A 17814-nucleotide genomic window follows, 5' to 3' on the forward strand; every position below is an offset into this window, starting at 1 on the left:
CCACTGGGGCCGGTTCGCTTGCTACGGGTGGCGATCAGAAGCCTTTGCCGCTGGCCGCTTTCTCCAGCAGCAGGGCCGGCGGCAGGAAGCGCTCGCCGTACTGCTCGGCCAGGTACTGGGCACGAGCGACGAAGTCCTTCACTCCGTACTGGTTGATGAACTGCAGCGCCCCGCCGGTCCAGGCAGCGAAACCGATGCCGAAGATCGAACCGATGTTGGCGTCGGCCACCGACTTCAGCACGCCCTCTTCCACGCATCTCACCGTTTCAATCGCCTGGATAAACAGGATGCGGTCACGCACGTCCTCCTGGGATATCTGCGCATCGGCCTTCTCGAAGTGCACCTTGAGCTCCGGCCACAGGCGCTTCTTGCCACCTTCGGGGTATTCGTAGAAGCCACCGCCGGCCGCCTTGCCCGGACGCTTGTACTCCTTGAGCATCAGCTCGATGACGTTGAACGCCGGGTGCTGCGGAATGCTCTTGCCCTCGGCGGCCAGGTCCTTGATGGTCTGCTGGCGAATGTGCTCCATCAGGCTCATCGACACCTCGTCACTGATCGCCAGCGGGCCCACCGGCATGCCGGCCTTGCGCGCCTCGTTCTCGATCATCGCCGCGCTCACGCCTTCGCCGAGCATGGCAATGCCTTCGTTGGTGAAGGTGCCGAACACCCGCGAGGTGAAGAAGCCGCGGCTGTCCTCGACCACGATCGGGGTCTTCTTGATCTGCAGCACATAGTCGAAGCCACGCGCCAGCGTCTCGTCGCTGGTCTTCTCGCCACGGATGATCTCCACCAGTGGCATCTTGTCGACTGGGCTGAAGAAGTGCAGGCCGATGAACTTGTCCTGCTTCTGCACCGCAGTGGCCAGGCCGGTGATCGGCAGGGTCGAGGTGTTGGAAGCGATCACCGCCTCCGGCAGCGCGGCGGCCTCGGCGGCAGCGTTGACCTTGGCCTTCAGACCGCGATCTTCGAACACCGCTTCGATGATCAGGTCGCAGCCTTCAAGGTCGGCATCGCTGGCGGTCGGCTTGATCCGCGCGAGGAAGGCGTCGCGCTTGTCAGCGGTCATGTGGCCACGACTGACCTTCTTGTCGAGCAGCTTGGCCGAGTAAGCCTTGCCCTTCTCCGCCGCCTCGATGGATACGTCCTTCAGCACCACCTCTATGCCGGCAGCAGCCGACACATAGGCGATGCCGGCCCCCATCATGCCGGCGCCGAGCACGCCGACCTTCTTCGTCACGTACTGCGGAATGCCCTGCGGGCGCGAGCTGCCGGCGTTGATCTCGTTCAGCTGGAACCAGAAGGTGCCGATCATGTTCTTCGCCACCTGGCCGGTGGTCAGCTCGGTGAAGTAGCGCGCCTCGATGATCTGCGCGGTGTCGAAGTCGACCTGCGCGCCCTCGACGGCGGCGCACATGATCTTCTCCGGCGCCGGGAAGCAGCCCTTGGTCTTGTCACGCAGCACGCTCGGCGCGATGGCCAGCATCTGCGCCACGGCCGGAGTGCTCGGCGTGCCGCCGGGGATCTTGTAGCCCTTCACATCCCACGGCTGCGCGGCAGTCGGGTTGGCGGCGATCCAGGCGCGGGCCTTGGCCAGCATCTCGTCCGGAGTCGCGGCGATATCGTGGATCAGGCCGGCCTTGAGCGCGGCGTCCGGGCGAACCTTCTTGCCTTCGGCCAGGTACGGCAGGGCTTTTTCCAGGCCGAGGATGCGCACCATGCGCACCACGCCGCCACCGCCCGGCAGCAGGCCGAGGGTCACTTCCGGCAGGCCCAGCTGCACGCTGGAGCTGTTCAGGGCGATGCGGTGGTGGCAGGCCAGGCAGATTTCCCAGCCGCCACCCAGCGCGGCGCCGTTGATCGCAGCTACCACCGGCTTGCCCAGGGTCTCCAGGCGGCGCAGCTGGCCCTTGATGTTGAGGATCATGTCGTAGAACGACTTGGCGTCGGCCTTGGTGACCTTGATCAGCTCGTTGAGGTCGCCGCCGGCGAAGAAGGTCTTCTTCGCCGAGGTGACGATCACGCCGGCGATGGAGTCCTTCTCGGCTTCCAGGCGGGCCACGGTGGCGCCCATGGCCTCGCGGTACACCGCGTTCATGGTATTGGCGCTCTGGCCGGGCATGTCGATGGTCAGGACGACGATATTGTCCTGGCCCTTTTCGTAACGGATGGCGTCAGTCATTTTTCTTATCTCCGCCTCAAACTCTTTCGATGATCGTCGCGATGCCCATGCCGCCGCCCACGCAGAGCGTGGCCAGGCCGTAGCGCAGGTCGCGCTTCTCCAGCTCGTCGAGCAGGGTGCCGAGGATGGCGCAGCCAGTGGCGCCCAGCGGGTGGCCCATGGCGATGGAGCCGCCGTTGACGTTGACCTTGTCCTCGCTCACGCCCATGTCCTTCATGAACTTCATCACTACCGAAGCGAAGGCTTCGTTGACCTCGAACAGATCGATGTCTTCCACCGAGAGCCCAGCCTTGGCCAGGGCCTTGCGGGTGGCCGGCGCCGGACCGGTAAGCATGATGGTCGGGTCGGTGCTGGTCACGGCGGTGGCGACGATCCGCGCACGCGGCTTGAGGCCCAGCTCCTTGCCCTTGGCCGGGCTGCCGATCAGCATCAGTGCGGCGCCGTCGACGATGCCCGAGCTGTTGCCCGGGGTGTGTACGTGCTCGATGCGCTCGACGTGGCTGTACACGCGCAGCGCGGTGGAGTCGAAGCCCATCTGGCCCATCATCTCGAAGCTCGGCTTGAGCTTGCCCAGGCCCTCGACGGTGCTGTCACCGCGAATAAATTCGTCGTGGTCGAGGATGACGATGCCGTTCTGGTCGGTCACCGGAATCAGCGATTTGTTGAACGAGCCATCGGCGCTGGCGCGCGCGGCCTTCTGCTGCGAGCGCAGGGCGAAGGCGTCCACATCGCTACGGCTGAAGCCTTCCAGGGTAGCGATCAGGTCGGCGCCGATGCCCTGCGGCACGAAGCTGGTGTGGATGTTGGTTTCCGGGTCCATCACCCAGGCGCCGCCGTCGGAGCCCATCGGCACGCGCGACATGGATTCCACGCCGCCGACCACCACCAGGTCCTCGAAGCCGGAACGCACCTTCATCGCGCCCATGTTCACCGCTTCCAGGCCCGAGGCGCAGAAACGGTTGAGCTGCACGCCGGAGACGCTGACGTCCCAGTCCGCCACCATCGGCGCGGTCTTGGCGATGTCGGCGCCCTGGTCGCCCACCGGGGTCACGCAGCCGAGCACGATATCGTCGACCTGACGGGTATCCAGCGCGTTGCGCTCCTGCAGCGCACGCAGCAGGCCGGCCACCAGATTGACTGGCTTGACGCTGTGCAGCGCGCCGTCCTTCTTGCCCTTGCCGCGCGGCGTGCGCACGGCGTCGAAAATATATGCTTCGGTCATGACGTCCTCGGTACATGGCAGCGGCGGATGCCGGGTCGCCTTACCTTAATTCCCCGCCCCGCGGACTCAATGACCGATGCGCTCAGGCCCGTTGACCATTGGGCTCAGACGAGCGGTCTGTTTTGCACCACTGCCTCCCGCGCAGGCCGCGGCGTGTCTGGCTCAAGGGCCGAGAGGCGAATCCCGGCATGCGGCAATAACCACAGGGATTTTCCATTGCCTGGCTAGAAACCAAGTCATCTAAGCCAGGTGTGACGCGGCCCCTAGAGTTACTCATGCAAGGTGCCGTCGCCGGGTTCTGCCGGGACGGCTTTTTTATCTGCGCCACGGTGTGACGCCCCGCCCGCCGATCTTTACTCGCGGGCACTGGCCGAAGCACCAACAAGAACAAAGGCAGTAGAACTATGTTCAAACACGTCAAATACCGGCAGGCGAGCCTCATCGTCCTAGCCACCACCGTCATCCTGATCCTGCCCAACGTGCCTCGTCTGGTCGGTTGATCATCCCTAACTAGCCGTGGCCCGATGCCGTAGCGCTCGGGCCACGGAACAACCCCTCCCCAAGATACCCCCAACCAAGACTGTGCTAGCGTGGCCACTCGCCTTCATGAGAACGCCGCCATGCGCCATCTGCTGCTCTGCCTGGGCCTCGCCCTCAGCCCCCTCGCCGCACTGGCCGGCGATATCGACCAGGCCGCCGCAATCAGCGCGCTGCAGCAACCCAATGCGGTGCTGATCGACGTACGCACCCAGGAAGAATTCGCCAGCGGCGCCCTGCCCGAGGCCAGCCTGATTCCCTATGAGCAGATCGCCCAACGCATCGCCACTGTGGCGCCGGACAAGAGCACGCCAGTGGTCCTCTACTGCCGCAGCGGCCGCCGCTCCGGCATCGCCCAGGACCGTCTGCTGGAGCTGGGCTACAGCAACGTGATCAACGCCGGCGGCTACGAACAACTGCAACCCCTGCTCAAGGACCGATAGCACCCATGCGGACCACGCTTCAACGCCTCGCCCACCTGCCCCTGCTCGCCGCCCTGCTGGCACCCGCCGCCTTTGCCGCCGAACTCAAGCTTGAGCTGCCGCAGGGCAGCGGCAGCTGGAGCACCGAACAACTGCTGACTCACCCGCAGGCCCAGCAGGTGGAGATACCTGGCGACGTTTCCTACAAACGCACCATGCACTACCGCGCCGTACCGCTGGCCGCCCTGCTCGAAGACGTACAACCCGGCGACCACCTGCAGGCCGTAGCCCTGGACGGCTTCGCCGCCGAACTCCCCGCCGCCCCGCTACTAAGCACCCAGGGCGCCCGCGCCTGGCTGGCAGTGGAAGACCCGGCGCAGCCCTGGCCACGCCTGTCGAAGAACAAACCCAGCGCCGGGCCCTTCTACCTCGTCTGGCAACAACCGGAAGCCGCGCAGATCGGCCCGGAGCAATGGCCCTTCCAGGTTTCCACCTTCCGCCTGCTCGCCCCGGTGGCCCAGCGCTTCCCCGCACTGCTGCCGGCAGCCGATGCCAGCGCCGAAGTGCAGGCGGGGTTTGCCGTGTTCCAGAAGAACTGCCTGGCCTGCCACCGCCTGAACGGCGCGGGGGATTCGCACTTCGGGCCGGACCTGAATATCCCGCACAACCCGACCGAGTATTTCGAGGGGGATTTTCTGCGGCAGTACATTCGTGATCCGCAGAGCCTGAGGAAGTGGCCGCAGGGGCGGATGCCGGGGTTTAGTGAGGGGGTTTTGAGTGATAAGGAATTGAGGGAGTTGATTGGGTATTTGGGCCACATGGCTGGACGGAAAGGCCGCCACGAGTAGCATTCCAGCAACACGAGAAAAGCAGTATCCGCTGCTACAGCCAAATGCTTTTCCAGCCGAAAAGCCTTGCTCTCAGGACGCCAGCAAAGGGATTTGAAATGCCAACTGTGTTGAACAAACTAGCCACTATCACTTTGCTAGCCGTCGCCGCGACGCTTGCGGCCATCGCATTACTAGCGGCGTCAGTAGCTCTGCTGGCCTATCTCGATACAACCGTACCGAATGCAGCGTTCTTCAGACTATGCCCCAGCGACTCACAAAGCGATTGCGTAGCTTTCACCTGGACACATCTGATAGCCCTGCTCTGCTCCAGTCTGCTTTCTGCAGGTCTCTTGGCTGCCTGGAGAGTCAAACGATGGAAGAAAAACCCAGAAGCAAGCAACTGCAGGACTGCAAATGAGTAGCGCGCTTGAGCTAGAAAACTTCATCACCTTTTTTGAGGTAGAACCCACCAAAACTCATGAAACAGGTTGGTTCTATGGAGCGCATTTCGAGACCCAAATAGGCGCTGATACCGTGCTCGCCACAGTGGCGCCAGATGAAGCGGAGTTCTTTATCGAATGGCGCCAAGGCGAACGAACCTTACTAAAACTCAAGCTCGTCATGATCACCGAATGGATCTTTCAAACTCGCAACGGCAGAGAGCAACTGCTCCTTAAGACAGCCACGGACCGCGAAGGCATTTGTGTCATCACACTCAGACCGGAAGTGGCTATAAATCTGGAGCTGCAGTGGTGAGCATGGGAGCAGTTATGCGCTACGCCTCAGGGGAACTTGTGGAGCTTGGAGACTGCGTACTGCTGGAGCAAGGCCGTACGAAGGGGGTGGTGCAGGCAATCATTGAAACCCCGGAGCAGATGGCCGAATGGGGATTAGATGAACCTGGGCTCTTACTAGCGTCTGAGCCGTTCGGCCTGGTGTTCTGGCCCGAGTCAGAGCCCTACGACCCGGTAATTTTCGTTTCGCGGCAAGCAACCTAGTGTTCGGCCTTACAAATCTGGCCCTCTCTCGCAGCCGCACAGAACATCCTACTCAGCTGACCTTCCGCTTTCGCCCTTACGGCGAGTCACTTTCTCTTGCGTGCCCAAGAGAAAGTGACCAAAGAGAAGGGCACCCCGGCATCCGGGTCTGGCCTGCGGCCAGACTTCCCTCCCTCCGGGGCCGCTCCGGGGGCCGGCTTACAAGGGCCGTCCCTGGCCCTTTAAGCCTCTCGCCGCATCCATGCGGCTCGTCCCACTGCGCAACACCTCCACTCAGCCTCCTGACGGGAACTTGGGCTCCGAGTTGCCTGATGCCTTTCCTCGTGTTGATCGCTCCCGCGTCTAATCGCTATTTTGGCGGGCCAGCTTTCATCGATGACACGACTGCTGCTCTCGGCTCAGTTGGCATTGACCGACTGGTTCACGGCGTCATCCGCAAACAAGGAGATTTAAGTGGTTACCTGCTACCTCAGATACATCCTCGACCCGCAGAAACTCAAAGAATTTGAGCACTACGGAAAGCTGTGGATTCCGCTAGTGGAGAAATTCGGCGGCCAGCACCATGGCTATTTCCTGCCATCGGAAGGAGCCAATAACGTCGGCCTCGCCATGTTCACCTTCCCCAGCCTGGCCGAGTACGAGCAGTATCGGATCAAGTCTGCTGCAGATCCGGAGTGCATTGCCGCGTTCAAATATGCCGCAGATACCCAATGCATCATCAGCTACGAGCGCTCCTTCTTCCGGCCAGTCTTCACGGCCTGAGGTCTAGCAAAGCGGGAAGAGCGCAGAACTATCAGGCAACACGAACGCCCCTTCAGCAGGGTGAGTGGAATCGTCGTGGAAGGGGTTGAGCGGCATGGATGCCGCGAGAGGCGCGATGGGCCAAGGATGGCCCTTCGCGGCGTGCCCCTGGAGCGGCGATGGAGCGAACGAACCCGGAGCGAAGCGTAGGGCCGGATGGCGGGGCAAGCGTTTTTGGTTACTTTTGCCGCGACTGGCAAAAGTGACCCGCCCAGCAGGGCGGAACTGATGCGTCGATAAGCACGAAAACGAGCAGCGGCACGAAACCAATAACATCAGGCCAATGCACAGGGCACCAGTCCCTCACCCCTGCCCCTCTCCCACAGGGCGAGGGGTTAAGAAAGAAGCGCGCTCCGCGCGCCACACCTCACTGCTGTTGTTGCTGCGTCTGCATCAACGCCGCCACATTCACCCGCGCATGCATCTGCTCGCCCCCACCACCCCGGCGCATCCCCCGCACCGGACAGGCGTCGAGATAGTCGAGCCCAACCGCCAGCTTCAAATGCCGCTCCGGCCGCGACAGCTGGTTGGTCACATCGAAGCTGTACCAACCATCCCCCAGCCAGGCCTCAGCCCAGGCATGGCTGGCCAGGTGCCCGCTGTCCTCGGTGTACAGATAGCCCGACACATAGCGCGACGGCACACCCAGGCTACGCGCGCAGGCCAGGAAGGCATGGGTATGGTCCTGGCACACCCCGGCGCGGCCGGCGAAGGCCTCGGCGGCAGTGCTGTCGACCTGGGTCACGCCCGGGCTGTAGGGCATCTGCGCATGCAGGCCGTGCATCAGGCCGATCAGCCCGTCGCGGTCGCTGCGCCCGGCGCTGCTGGCGCGGGCGAACTCGCGCAGCGGGTCGTCGGCCTGGGTCAGGCGCGTGCTGCGCAGGTACGGCAAGGCCGAACGGCTGTCGCGCTCGGACTCGCAGTGTTCGTCGATCTCCACCTGGCCACGGGCGCCGATCACCAGTGCCTCGTGCGGCTCGTCCAGGGTCAGCACATGCAGGATGTTGCCGTAGGGATCGCGCTGCGCACGCACCGGGCGCGGCAGGTCGAGCTGCCAGCTGATCACGCGCTGGCGCGCGCTCTCCTGCGGGGTCAGGCGCAGGTACTGGATGCTCGCGCGCACCTGATCGTCGTAGTTGTAGGTGGTGTCGTGGCGGATCGAGAGTCTCATACGACCTCCAGATAGGACGTGTGGATGGCGCTGCCCAACTGCCTAACGAGCAGGATGAAATCGGTGAGCCAGGTGTGCAGGCCCTCGTCGAGGACCTCGTCAATGCTGGTGTAGCGCAGGCGTGCGTCCAGTTCGGCGGCCAGGCGCTGGGCCGGGCGGCCGTTGTCGCCGGGCAGGCCGGCGAGCATCAGGTTGAGCTCCTCCATGCAGGCGCGCAGCGAGCGCGGCACCTCGGGGCGCAGCAGCAGTAGTTCGGCGATCTTGTGGGTGCGCGGCGAGCCGCGGTAGATCTCGGTGAAGGCCTCGAAGGACGACAGCGCGCGCAGCAGCGCGCTCCACTCGTAGTAGCCACGCGCCGAAGTGTCGCTGACTTCGTCGGCGGCATCGCCGAGCATCTCGTAGCGCGCATCGAGCAGGCGCAGGGTGTTGTCGGCGCGCTCGATGAAGGTGCCCAGGCGAATGAAGCGATAAGCCTCGCCGCGCATGATGGTGCCGAAGGTGGCGCCACGGAACAGGTGCGAGCGCTCCTTGACCCACTCGCAGAAGCGGCTGATGCCATAGCGCCCCAGGCCCTCGGCGGCGATGCCGCGCATCTCCAACCAGGTGGCGTTGATGTTCTCCCACATGTCGGCGGTGATCCGCCCACGCACGGCGTGAGCGTTGGCCCGCGCGCCCTGCAGGCAGCAGTAGATGCTCGCCGGGTTCTCCGCATCGAGGGCGAAGAAGTGCAGCATGCGCTCGGCGTGCATCTGCCCGTGGCGGGTCAGGTAGTCGTCCAGGGTGCCGGTGATCAGCAGCGGCAGGGCCAGTTCGTCGAGGCCGTCGCCACGCCCGTCCTGCGGCATCAGCGACAGCGAATAGCTGACGTCGAGCATGCGCGCGAGGTTTTCGGCGCGCTCCAGGTAGCGCGACATCCAGTACAGATCGGAGGCAGTTCTACTCAGCATGATGCGATTTCCTTAATCCTCGACCACCCAGGTGTCCTTGGTGCCGCCGCCCTGGGACGAGTTGACCACCAGGGAACCCTCGCGCAGCGCCACACGGGTCAGGCCACCGGGCACCAGGCGGGTCTCGCGACCAGACAGCACGAACGGCCGCAGGTCGATATGGCGTGGCGCGATGCCCTTCTCGACGAAGGTCGGGCAGGTCGACAGGCTCAGGGTGGGCTGGGCGATATAGGCTTCCGGGCGCGCTTTCAGGCGTTCGCGGAAGGCCTCGATCTCGGCCTTGGTCGCGGCCGGGCCGACCAGCATGCCGTAGCCGCCGGAGCCCTGGGTTTCCTTGACCACCAGCTCGGACAGGTTGGCCAGCACGTGTGACAACTCATCGGGCTTGCGGCACTGCCAGGTGGGCACGTTCTTGAGGATCGGCTCCTCGTCCAGGTAGAAGCGAATCATCTCGCCGACGTAGGGGTAGATCGACTTGTCGTCCGCCACCCCGGTACCCACCGCGTTGGCCAGCACCACGTTGCCGCTGCGGTAGGCGGCCAGCAGACCGGGCACGCCGAGCATGGAGTCAGGGTTGAAGGCCAGCGGGTCGAGGAAGGCGTCGTCCAGGCGGCGGTAGATCACATCCACCGGCTGCGGACCGGAGGTGGTGCGCATGAACACCTTGTCGTCACGGACGAACAGGTCGGCGCCTTCCACCAGCTCCACGCCCATCTCGCGGGCGAGGAAGGCGTGCTCGAAGTAGGCGCTGTTGAAGCGGCCCGGGGTGAGCACCACCACGCTGGGGCTGTCCATCGGGCTGGAGCTCTTCAGCGTATCCAGCAGCAGGCTCGGGTAATGGTCGATGGGCGCCACGCGCTGCATGGAGAACAGCTCGGGGAACAGGCGCATCATCATCTTGCGGTCTTCGAGCATGTAGCTGACGCCGCTCGGAGTACGCAGGTTGTCTTCCAGCACGTAGTAGGTGCCGTCGCCATCGCGCACCAGGTCGACGCCGGCGATGTGAGCGTAGATGTCGCGGTGCAGGTCGAGGCCCTGCATCGCCAACTGGTAGCCCTCGTTGGCCAGCACCTGCTCGGCCGGGATGATGCCGGCCTTGAGGATGCGCTGCTCGTGGTAGATATCGGCGAGGAACATGTTCAACGCCTTGACCCGCTGAATGCAGCCGGACTCGACGATGCGCCACTCGCTGGCGGGGATGCTGCGGGGAATGGTGTCGAAGGGGATCAGGCGCTCGGTGCCCTGCTCGTCCCCGTAGAGGGTGAAGGTGATACCTGCACGGTGGAACAGCAGGTCGGCTTCGCGGCGGCGCTGGGCCAGAAGCTCCTCGGGGGTATCCGCCAACCAGCGGGCGAATTCCCGATAGTGCGGGCGGACTGCGCCGCTCGCGTCGTACATCTCGTCATAGAAGGTGCGGGCCATGCCGTACTCCTTGTCACCCGGACAGGAGAGCCATCGCAAGGGCCGTGCCACGAAATTTTATTGTTTATTTTCAATGAGTTGAATAAAAGCGAAACGTATGACGCACCAGCTTGGGGCGCATTTCATGCGTCATTTGGGACGCTCGCCCCAAGGCATGGCAGGCTTTTGCCGGAGGCTGTCTATGGGGGATATAGCGAGGTTCGATTTCCCGCACGGGGCGCGGCTGGGCAGACTGCGCGGCATCGGAGCGGTGGCTGCATCAGGCCCGTCGCTCCGCGAGATCGGCGCTCCCCTTCTTGCCGATCGCTCCTGTGGCCGCCCCCTTTCGGGCGGCCTTTTTTATGCGCGGCTCAGACCGCCTGGGCCACGGCCGGCTCGCCGAAGGCCAGGTTCAGCCAGTGACGGTAGAAGCCCTCGGCGACCTTGTTCAGCGACTCGATGCGCAGCGGCAGGTCGACCAGCATCTGGCGCAGGCCCTGCTGGCTGGCCTGGGTCTCGTCGAGCAGGTGTGCCCAGTCCTGCAGCCACCAGCGCACCAGGCCCTCGGTGACTTCCGGATGACCCTGCAGGGCCAGCACCTTGTCGCCCCAGGCGAAGGCCTGGTTAGGGCACCAGGGGCTGGACAGCAGCCACTCGGCGCCGGCCGGCAGGTCGAAGGTATCGCTGTGCCATTGGTAGACCGGGAATTCGCGTGGCAGATGCGCCAACCAGGGGCTGCCGGCGTCGCGCCGCACCAGCGGCTGCCAGCCCACCTCGGTGTAGGGCATGCGATGCACGGAGGCGCCGAGCGCGCGGGCGATCAGCTGGCCGCCCAGGCAATGGCCGATGATGGGAATGTCGCGACGAATGAAGTGACGCAGCGCATCGATTTCCGCCCTGATCCAGGGCAGGTCGTCGTTGACGCTCATCGGCCCGCCCATCACCGCCACCGCGCGGGGGCGATCCAGGTCATAGCCGTCGAGTTCGTTGAGGTCGGTGCGCAATACGGTGAAGTCGAGGCCCTGCTCTTCCAGAACGGTAGCGAGGTGGCCCGGAGCACAAAAATCGACGTGCGTCAGAATCAGAATGTCGGTCATGACTACTCTCCGTTGTCCGCTTGCCAAGGCAAGGCCCGTGCCGGAACACCGAGCCCTCCCCCGTCTTACGAACTTATTTTTTCGAGCAGGCTAACCGAGGCGAAGATGACCGGCTAGTGCCGGCTCGAAATCCCCCGCGAGGCGCTTGCAGGGGATGAGCCGCGCGCATGGCGAGCGGCCCATCCTGCGCCCTCAGGGAATGCGCACCCCCTGCTTGTCGCTCTGCGCCAGGTCCATCAGCTCGCGGCTGGCCACGGTGTACATGGCGTAGTCGGTGCCGGTGGCCGCGCGCAGTTCGGCGAGCATCGCCAACCAGCGCTGCACCAGGGTCTTGTGCTGCTCCAGCCAGAAGCTGACCCGCTCCTCGATTTCCTTCGGACCCTCGGCCATCTGCAGCACGGCGATGGTGATCGCCCGCTGCTGCCAGTCCAGGTCGTCGCGGAACGCCTCGCGGGCCAGGGCCTGCCAGTTGTTCTCCACCGGCAGGCCGGTGATCTGCTGCAGGTACCAGGACAGCTCCAGCGCACCGCCGGTGGCGAAGTAGGCGGTAGCCACGTCCGCCGCCGGCTGGCCGGTGACGTCGGCGGCCTCGATGATCGGCAGCAGGGTGTACAGGTGGCTGGTGCCGGCGACCACGCGGGCCAGTTCCTCCGGCGCGCCGGCCTCGACGAAGCTCTGGTAGCGCGCCAGCCACTGCTCGCGGGCCGGGCCTTCGAGCAACTCGTCCAGGCGCCCGGCCAGGGCGGCCACGCGTGGGGCGAAGTGGCCGACATCGCGGGCGGCGTCCAGATCATCGCGACGGCTGCGCAGGAACCAGCGGGTGGCACGACGGCCCAGGCGCATCAGTTCGTCCATCAGCTGCAGCTGCAGTTCAGCCGGCACCTTGTAGTCCAGCGCCTCGATCTGCTTCCACCAGTGCGGCAGGCGGAACACGTCACGCACGATGACGTAGGCGCCGGCGACGTTGGCCGCGCTCATGCCGGTGGACTCCTTCAGGCGCTGCACGAAGGTGATGCCCATGTGGTTGACCAGGTCGTTGGCGATCTGCGTGCTGACGATCTCGCGTTTCAGGCGGTGACGGCGCATGGCCTCGCCGAACTTCTTGGTCAGCTGCGCCGGGAAGGCGGTCTCCATCTCGCGGGCCAGGTAGTCATCATCCGGCACCAGGGATTTCAGCAGCGCTTCCTTGAGGTCGATCTTGCTGTAGGAGATCAGCACCGACAGCTCCGGCCGGGTCAGGCCACGGCCATTGGCGGCGCGCTCGTTGAGCTCGTCGTCGGTGGGCAGGAACTCCAGCGCGCGATCCAGCTTGCCGGCCGCCTCCAGCGCGGCCATCAGGCGCTTGTACTCCGGCAGGCGCTCGCGGGCGCGGCGCTCGGCCAGGGACAGGGCCTGGGTCTGCTTGTAGTTGTTGCCCAGCACCAGGTTGCCAACATCATCGGTCATCTCGGCCAGCAGCTTGTTGCGCTGCTTGCCGGTCATGTCGCCGGCGCCGACGATCTCGCCCAGGAGGATCTTGATGTTCACCTCATGGTCGGAGCAGTCCACGCCACCGGCGTTGTCGATGAAGTCGGTGTTGCTGGCGCCCCCGTTGAGGCCGTATTCGACGCGGCCGAGCTGGGTCATGCCGAGGTTGCCGCCCTCGCCCACGACCTTGGCGCGCAGCTCGTTACCGTTGACGCGCAGGCCATCGTTGGCCTTGTCGCCGACGTCGGCGTGGGTCTCGCGGCTCGATTTCACGTAGGTGCCGATGCCACCGTTCCACAGCAGGTCGACCGGCGCCTTGAGCAGCGCGTTGATCAGCTCGGTGGGCGCCAGCTTGTCGGCGGCGATGTCGAAGCGCGCCTTCATCTGCGGGCTGATGCTGATGCTCTTGGCGCTGCGCAGGAAGATGCCGCCGCCCTCGGAGATCAGCTTGGCGTCGTAGTCGGCCCAGCTCGAGCGCGGCAGGGCGAACATGCGCTGGCGCTCGACGAAGCTCTTCGCCGCATCCGGATTGGGGTCGATGAAGATGTGCTGGTGGTTGAAGGCGGCAACCATCTGCAGCTTGTCCGACAGCAGCAGGCCGTTGCCGAACACGTCGCCGGCCATGTCACCGATGCCGATCACCGTGGTGGCGTCCTTCTGCACGTCGATGCCGCGCTCGCGGAAGTGGCGCTGCACCGAGACCCAGCCGCCCTTGGCGGTGATGCCCATGCCCTTGTGGTCGTAGCCGGCCGAGCCGCCGGAGGCGAAGGCGTCGCCGAGCCAGAAGCCATAGTCCAGGGCGATGCCGTTGGCGATGTCGGAGAAGGTCGCGGTGCCCTTGTCCGCCGCCACCACCAGGTAGGGATCATCCGGGTCGTGGCGCACCACGTTCTCCGGCGGTACCACCTTGCCGTCCTTGAGGTTGTCGGTGATGTCGAGCAGGCCGCTGATGAAGATGCGGTAGCAGGCGATGCCCTCGGCCAGCACCTCGTCGCGGTTGCCGCCGATGGGCAGTTTGCGCGGAATGAAGCCGCCCTTGGCGCCCATCGGCACGATCACCGCGTTCTTCACCTGCTGCGCCTTGACCAGGCCGAGCACTTCGGTACGGAAGTCCTCCTCGCGGTCGGACCAGCGCAGGCCGCCACGGGCGACATCGCCGAAGCGCAGGTGCACGCCCTCGACGCGCGGGCAGTAGACGAAGATCTCGAACTTCGGCACCGGCCGCGGAATCTCCGGGATCAGCCGCGGGCTGAGCTTGAAGCTGAAGTAATGCTTGGGCTGGCCGCCCTCGCCGTTCTGGAAGAAGTTGGTACGCAGGGTGGCCTTGATCAGGTCCAGGTAGCGCCGCAGGATGCGGTCCTCGTTGAGCACCGCAACGTTGTCCAGCGCGGCGAGGATGGCCTGCTCGAGCTTCTGCTGTTTGTCTTCCAGGTCCTCGGCGGAGAGCTTGCGCGCCAGGTAGAAACGGGTGCGGAACAGGCGCACCAGCTCCTTGGCGATGTCGGCGTGGTTGACCAGGGTCGCGGCGATGTAGCCGAGGTCGAAACCGAGGCGAATCTGCTTCAGATAACGGGCGTAGGCACGTAGCAGCGCCACGTCGCGCCAGGGCATGGCGGCGGTCAGCACCAGGCGGTTGAAACCGTCGTTCTCGGCGGCGCCTTCGACGATGCGCACGAAGGCGTCCTGCAGGGTCTCGTTGAGCTCCTGGATATCGACGTCCACGCCCTCGGCGGTGGTGAAGGCGAAGTCGTGAATCCAGAACTCGCGGCCAGCGGCGCTACGCAACTTGTAGGGGAACTCGCCGAGCACGCGCAGGCCGAGGTTCTCCAGGATCGGCAGCACGTCGGACAGCGGCAACGGCGTGTCAGCGTGGTACAGCTTGCAGTGCAGCTCCTGCTCGCCCTGGGTCAGCGGCTGGTAGAAGCTCATCACCAACGGGCGCTCGTCGGACAGGCTGAGCAGGTGCTGCATGTCGACCACCGCCGAATGCGGGGCGAAGCGCTCGGTGTAACCGGCCGGGAAGCCTTTCGGGAAGTCGGCCAGCACGTTGGTGCCCTGGGCCTCGCCGAAGCTCTCGACGATCAGGCTGGCGTAGTCGTCCTTCCACGAGCGGCAGGCCTGGATGACTTCCTTCTCGATACGCGCCGGGTCGATCTGCACACGGTTCTTCGGGTCGACCTTGAGGATGAACTGCACCCGCGCCAGCACCGACTCGGAGAAGTAGGTCCAGAACTCGCAGTCGCTGGCGCCCAGGCGCTCCATGAGAATCTGCTGGATCTTCACCCGCGTCTCGGTGGAGTACACGTCGCGCGGCACGTAGGCCAGGCAGTAGGCGAAACGGCCATAGGGGTCGCGGCGGATGAACAGGCGCAGCTTGTTGCGCTCCTGGATCTGCACGATGGCAATGGCGGTGCTGAACAGCTCGTCCACCGGGGTCTGGAACAGGTCGTCGCGCGGCAGCACTTCGAGTACCTGCTCCAGCTCCTTGCCCAGGTGCGCCTTGCGGTCGAAGCCGGAGCGGCGGGAAATCTCGTCCACCTTGCGGCGGATGAAGGGAATGCGGTTGACGCTGTCGGCATACACCGCCGAGGTGTAGAGGCCCATGAAGCGGCACTCCTTGACCACCTTGCCCTTGGCGTCCAGCTCGCGGATGGAAACGAAATCCGGGTAGGCCGGGCGGTGCACGCGGCTCGGTGTGGCGGCCTTGGCGAAGGACAGCAGCAGCGGCTCGCGCAGGTAGTCCAGCGCTTCCTTCTCGATATGCAGCTCGTCCTTCTTCAGGCCGGCGCGCAGCTGTTTGGACAGGCCGAGCAGCGAGGCCTCGTCATACACCAGGTGGCCACCGCCGTCCTTCTCCTCGACCAGAGTGAACTCTTCGTAGCCGAGGAAGGTGAAGTGGTTGTCCAGCAGGTATTCGAGGAAGGTCTTCACCTCGTCCAGCTCGGCGCCATCGACCTTGAGCTTGGCCTTGCCCAGCCAGGCCAGCAGTTGCTCGGCCTTGGCCTTCATCGGTTGGAAGTCGGCAACCGCCAGGCGCACTTCGCCGAGCACTTCGAGCAGGGCCTTCTCCAGGCTGCGCAGCTCGCTGACGTTGGCGCAGCGGTCGATCTCCAGGTACATCAGCGCTTCGTGCTGCACGTCCTTGCCGCCGCTGCCCTTGGTCAGGATCTCCTGCAGCTCGCCGTTCTTCTTGCGCTTCACGCTGAACACGCTGTTCTGCAGGGTGTGGATGCTGTAGCCCTGGCGGTTCAGCTCCATGCGTACCGAGTCGACCAGGAACGGCAGGTCGGCGTGCAACACTTCCACCGCGGTGTGGGTGGACTGCCAGCCGTGCTTCTCGTAATCCGGGTTGTACACCCGCACCAGCGGCTTGCCGTCGAAGCGCTCCAGAAGACGCCAGGAAGACAGGGTGCAGCCGGCCAGATCGCCCAGGCGGCGTTGGGTGAGTTCATCGAGGGAAACGATGCCGAAGAACTGTTCGGCGAACAGGGCTACTTGTGGCAGCACCTTGTCGCTGACGTGCTGGGTCAGCGCCGCTTGCAGTTGGTGCTGGAAGTCGGTTTTGCTGGCAGCAGTGAAGAACGCCATGTTGTTGCTCCGCTGGACTTGTTATTCGATAGGGGCACGCGGCTCCGGGCTTCCAAGCAGTCTAGGCGATGCCCGGAACTCGGCAGGCGCATGGCGACCATGAGGTCACGCCAAGCTTAGCGACAGGCCATGGCAGGCGGATTGCAGCGGCGCGACATATTCGTTCATCGCCATGCGGGCACCGTCGCTGATAAGGTTTCGTTCTGTGCATTCGGGAAGGGAAGCCATGCAGTCTCCGCTCAGCCGCCGCTTGGTGCTCAACCTCAACAACCTGCTGATCACCGCCATCGGCCTGAGCCTGCTCGGTCTGGCCGCCTGGCTGCGGCCGAACCTGGTAACGCCGTTGCTGTGGGCCGGCGTGCCGGTCTACATCGGCGTGCTGCTGCCGCGCTGGATCGGCCGCCGCGAGCGTCTGCGCCGGGCCGCCACGACCCTGGCCGCCAGCGAGGAGAAATGGGGCTTCGCCAGCCGCGACCATTGCGGCCCCTGGCTCAACTACATCGACCAGCCGTTCCTGCGCCGCTGCCCGGAGTTCGCCGGGCGCTACTTCTATGGCGAGTGGCTGGTGATCCACGACGGCCTGTTGATCATCAATCCGGGGCGCTCGACCCTGGACGCGCAGCGCCAGCAGGTCGCCTACGACTTCGCCTGCACCACTACCTATGCCTGGGACGGCTGCACGCCCAAGGTGCCCTTCTACTGGCTGGCGATCATCGGCGTGCCGGACTGGTGGGAGAAGCCGCACAAGGTGCTGCACCTGCATGGCGGCTTGATCTGCGAGACCGAGGTGTTCTGGCCGCTGACCCACCCGGCCAGCCTGGTGCACGACGCGCTGTACCAGTACCTGAACGCCGCGCCGGTGGCCAAGCATGAGGCCGACCTGCTGTTCTTCCGCATGCTGCGCGAGGCCGGCATGTGGTGGCCGGCGGCCTTCGTCTATTACCTCAGCGTGCGCCTGTTCGGTGCGCCGGATGTGCGCGGCCCGCGCCCGGACAACAGCCTGCTGAGCTGCACCAGCGAACTGCCCGGGGCGGCGCAGAACTTGTGCGAGATGCAGCGGTCTGCATGAGCCGCCGCGAAGTAGAACCAGTGGGCAATCGCGGCCGCGGGGCCTGCACGGCACGCGGCGATGCAGTACATTTAGCGCCCCGATC

13 protein-coding genes are annotated in these 17814 nt (G+C 64.9%); 5 read left to right on the forward strand and 8 right to left on the reverse strand.

Translation table 11 applies throughout. From position 1 onward, the window contains the following. Positions 1-34: 34 nt before the first annotated feature. Both IP89_RS18755 and IP89_RS18760 read right to left on the reverse strand, forming a co-directional pair. Positions 35-2179 carry a 3-hydroxyacyl-CoA dehydrogenase NAD-binding domain-containing protein gene (locus IP89_RS18755; RefSeq protein WP_043311195.1) on the reverse strand — a complete coding sequence of 715 codons (2145 nt, stop codon included), beginning with the start codon at positions 2177-2179 and terminating at the stop codon, positions 35-37. Between the two features lie 16 nt (positions 2180-2195). Continuing rightward, a complete protein-coding gene (locus tag IP89_RS18760; protein WP_043311196.1) occupies positions 2196-3401 on the reverse strand; it encodes an acetyl-CoA C-acetyltransferase in 1206 nt (401 codons plus the stop codon). 620 nt (positions 3402-4021) lie between these two features. Here IP89_RS18760 and IP89_RS18765 point away from each other — a divergent pair. The 4 genes from IP89_RS18765 to IP89_RS18785 all read left to right on the forward strand — a co-directional run bounded on the left by IP89_RS18765 (position 4022) and on the right by IP89_RS18785 (position 6950). After that, positions 4022-4381, forward strand: a complete 360-nt coding sequence (locus tag IP89_RS18765; RefSeq protein ID WP_043311197.1) for a rhodanese-like domain-containing protein — start codon at positions 4022-4024, stop codon at positions 4379-4381. Between the two features lie 5 nt (positions 4382-4386). After that, positions 4387-5208, forward strand: coding sequence for a cytochrome c (locus IP89_RS18770; protein ID WP_043311198.1), 822 nt, complete (start codon positions 4387-4389; stop codon positions 5206-5208). A 396-nt stretch (positions 5209-5604) separates the two neighbouring features. Further along, positions 5605-5946 (forward strand): hypothetical protein, encoded by a 342-nt coding sequence (locus IP89_RS18775; RefSeq protein WP_043311199.1) that lies wholly within the window; start codon positions 5605-5607, stop codon positions 5944-5946. Positions 5947-6641: 695 nt separating this feature from the next. Beyond that, positions 6642-6950: an NIPSNAP family protein gene (locus IP89_RS18785; RefSeq protein ID WP_043311201.1), complete on the forward strand. Its 309-nt coding sequence runs from the start codon at positions 6642-6644 to the stop codon at positions 6948-6950. A 406-nt stretch (positions 6951-7356) separates the two neighbouring features. Here the strand turns inward: IP89_RS18785 and IP89_RS18790 are convergent, their stop codons facing one another. From IP89_RS18790 to IP89_RS23765, 6 genes are all read right to left on the reverse strand, one after another. Beyond that, a complete protein-coding gene (locus IP89_RS18790; protein WP_043311203.1) occupies positions 7357-8160 on the reverse strand; it encodes a transglutaminase family protein in 804 nt (267 codons plus the stop codon). Next, the gene (locus tag IP89_RS18795; RefSeq protein ID WP_043311204.1) at positions 8157-9107 is read right to left on the reverse strand and encodes an alpha-E domain-containing protein; all 951 of its coding nucleotides are present in this window, start codon (positions 9105-9107) and stop codon (positions 8157-8159) included. Before IP89_RS18795 ends, IP89_RS18790 begins: the two co-directional genes overlap by 4 nt. Before the next feature lie 12 nt (positions 9108-9119). Then, on the reverse strand, positions 9120-10529 hold the full coding sequence (locus IP89_RS18800; protein ID WP_043311205.1) for a circularly permuted type 2 ATP-grasp protein: 1410 nt from the start codon (positions 10527-10529) through the stop codon (positions 9120-9122). Positions 10530-10879: 350 nt separating this feature from the next. Beyond that, the gene (locus tag IP89_RS18805) at positions 10880-11605 is read right to left on the reverse strand and encodes a type 1 glutamine amidotransferase (protein WP_043311206.1); all 726 of its coding nucleotides are present in this window, start codon (positions 11603-11605) and stop codon (positions 10880-10882) included. Positions 11606-11797: 192 nt separating this feature from the next. Further along, positions 11798-16660 carry an NAD-glutamate dehydrogenase gene (locus tag IP89_RS18810; protein WP_043311207.1) on the reverse strand — a complete coding sequence of 1621 codons (4863 nt, stop codon included), beginning with the start codon at positions 16658-16660 and terminating at the stop codon, positions 11798-11800. A gap of 105 nt (positions 16661-16765) precedes the next feature. Then, positions 16766-16888, reverse strand: coding sequence for a hypothetical protein (locus IP89_RS23765; protein ID WP_256203167.1), 123 nt, complete (start codon positions 16886-16888; stop codon positions 16766-16768). Between IP89_RS23765 and IP89_RS18815 the strand changes: the two genes are divergently transcribed. Continuing rightward, entirely contained in the window at positions 16887-17729 is an 843-nt protein-coding gene (locus IP89_RS18815; RefSeq protein WP_043311208.1) for a DUF1353 domain-containing protein, read from the forward strand. The genes IP89_RS23765 and IP89_RS18815 overlap by 2 nt on opposite strands. The last annotated feature ends 85 nt before the right edge of the window (positions 17730-17814 follow it).

It is taken from the genome of Pseudomonas sp. ML96 (assembly GCF_000761545.1).
Taxonomy (GTDB): domain Bacteria; phylum Pseudomonadota; class Gammaproteobacteria; order Pseudomonadales; family Pseudomonadaceae; genus Aquipseudomonas.

Coding starts and splice junctions, on each gene's coding strand:
- IP89_RS18755 (WP_043311195.1), bottom strand. CDS start 2,179: ATGACTGACGCCATCCGTTACGAAAAGGGCCAGGACAATATCGTCGTC.
- IP89_RS18760 (WP_043311196.1), bottom strand. CDS start 3,401: ATGACCGAAGCATATATTTTCGACGCCGTGCGCACGCCGCGCGGCAAG.
- IP89_RS18765 (WP_043311197.1), top strand. CDS start 4,022: ATGCGCCATCTGCTGCTCTGCCTGGGCCTCGCCCTCAGCCCCCTCGCC.
- IP89_RS18770 (WP_043311198.1), top strand. CDS start 4,387: ATGCGGACCACGCTTCAACGCCTCGCCCACCTGCCCCTGCTCGCCGCC.
- IP89_RS18775 (WP_043311199.1), top strand. CDS start 5,605: ATGAGTAGCGCGCTTGAGCTAGAAAACTTCATCACCTTTTTTGAGGTA.
- IP89_RS18790 (WP_043311203.1), bottom strand. CDS start 8,160: ATGAGACTCTCGATCCGCCACGACACCACCTACAACTACGACGATCAG.
- IP89_RS18795 (WP_043311204.1), bottom strand. CDS start 9,107: ATGCTGAGTAGAACTGCCTCCGATCTGTACTGGATGTCGCGCTACCTG.
- IP89_RS18800 (WP_043311205.1), bottom strand. CDS start 10,529: ATGGCCCGCACCTTCTATGACGAGATGTACGACGCGAGCGGCGCAGTC.
- IP89_RS18805 (WP_043311206.1), bottom strand. CDS start 11,605: ATGACCGACATTCTGATTCTGACGCACGTCGATTTTTGTGCTCCGGGC.
- IP89_RS18810 (WP_043311207.1), bottom strand. CDS start 16,660: ATGGCGTTCTTCACTGCTGCCAGCAAAACCGACTTCCAGCACCAACTG.
- IP89_RS18815 (WP_043311208.1), top strand. CDS start 16,887: ATGCAGTCTCCGCTCAGCCGCCGCTTGGTGCTCAACCTCAACAACCTG.
- IP89_RS23765 (WP_256203167.1), bottom strand. CDS start 16,888: ATGGCTTCCCTTCCCGAATGCACAGAACGAAACCTTATCAGCGACGGT.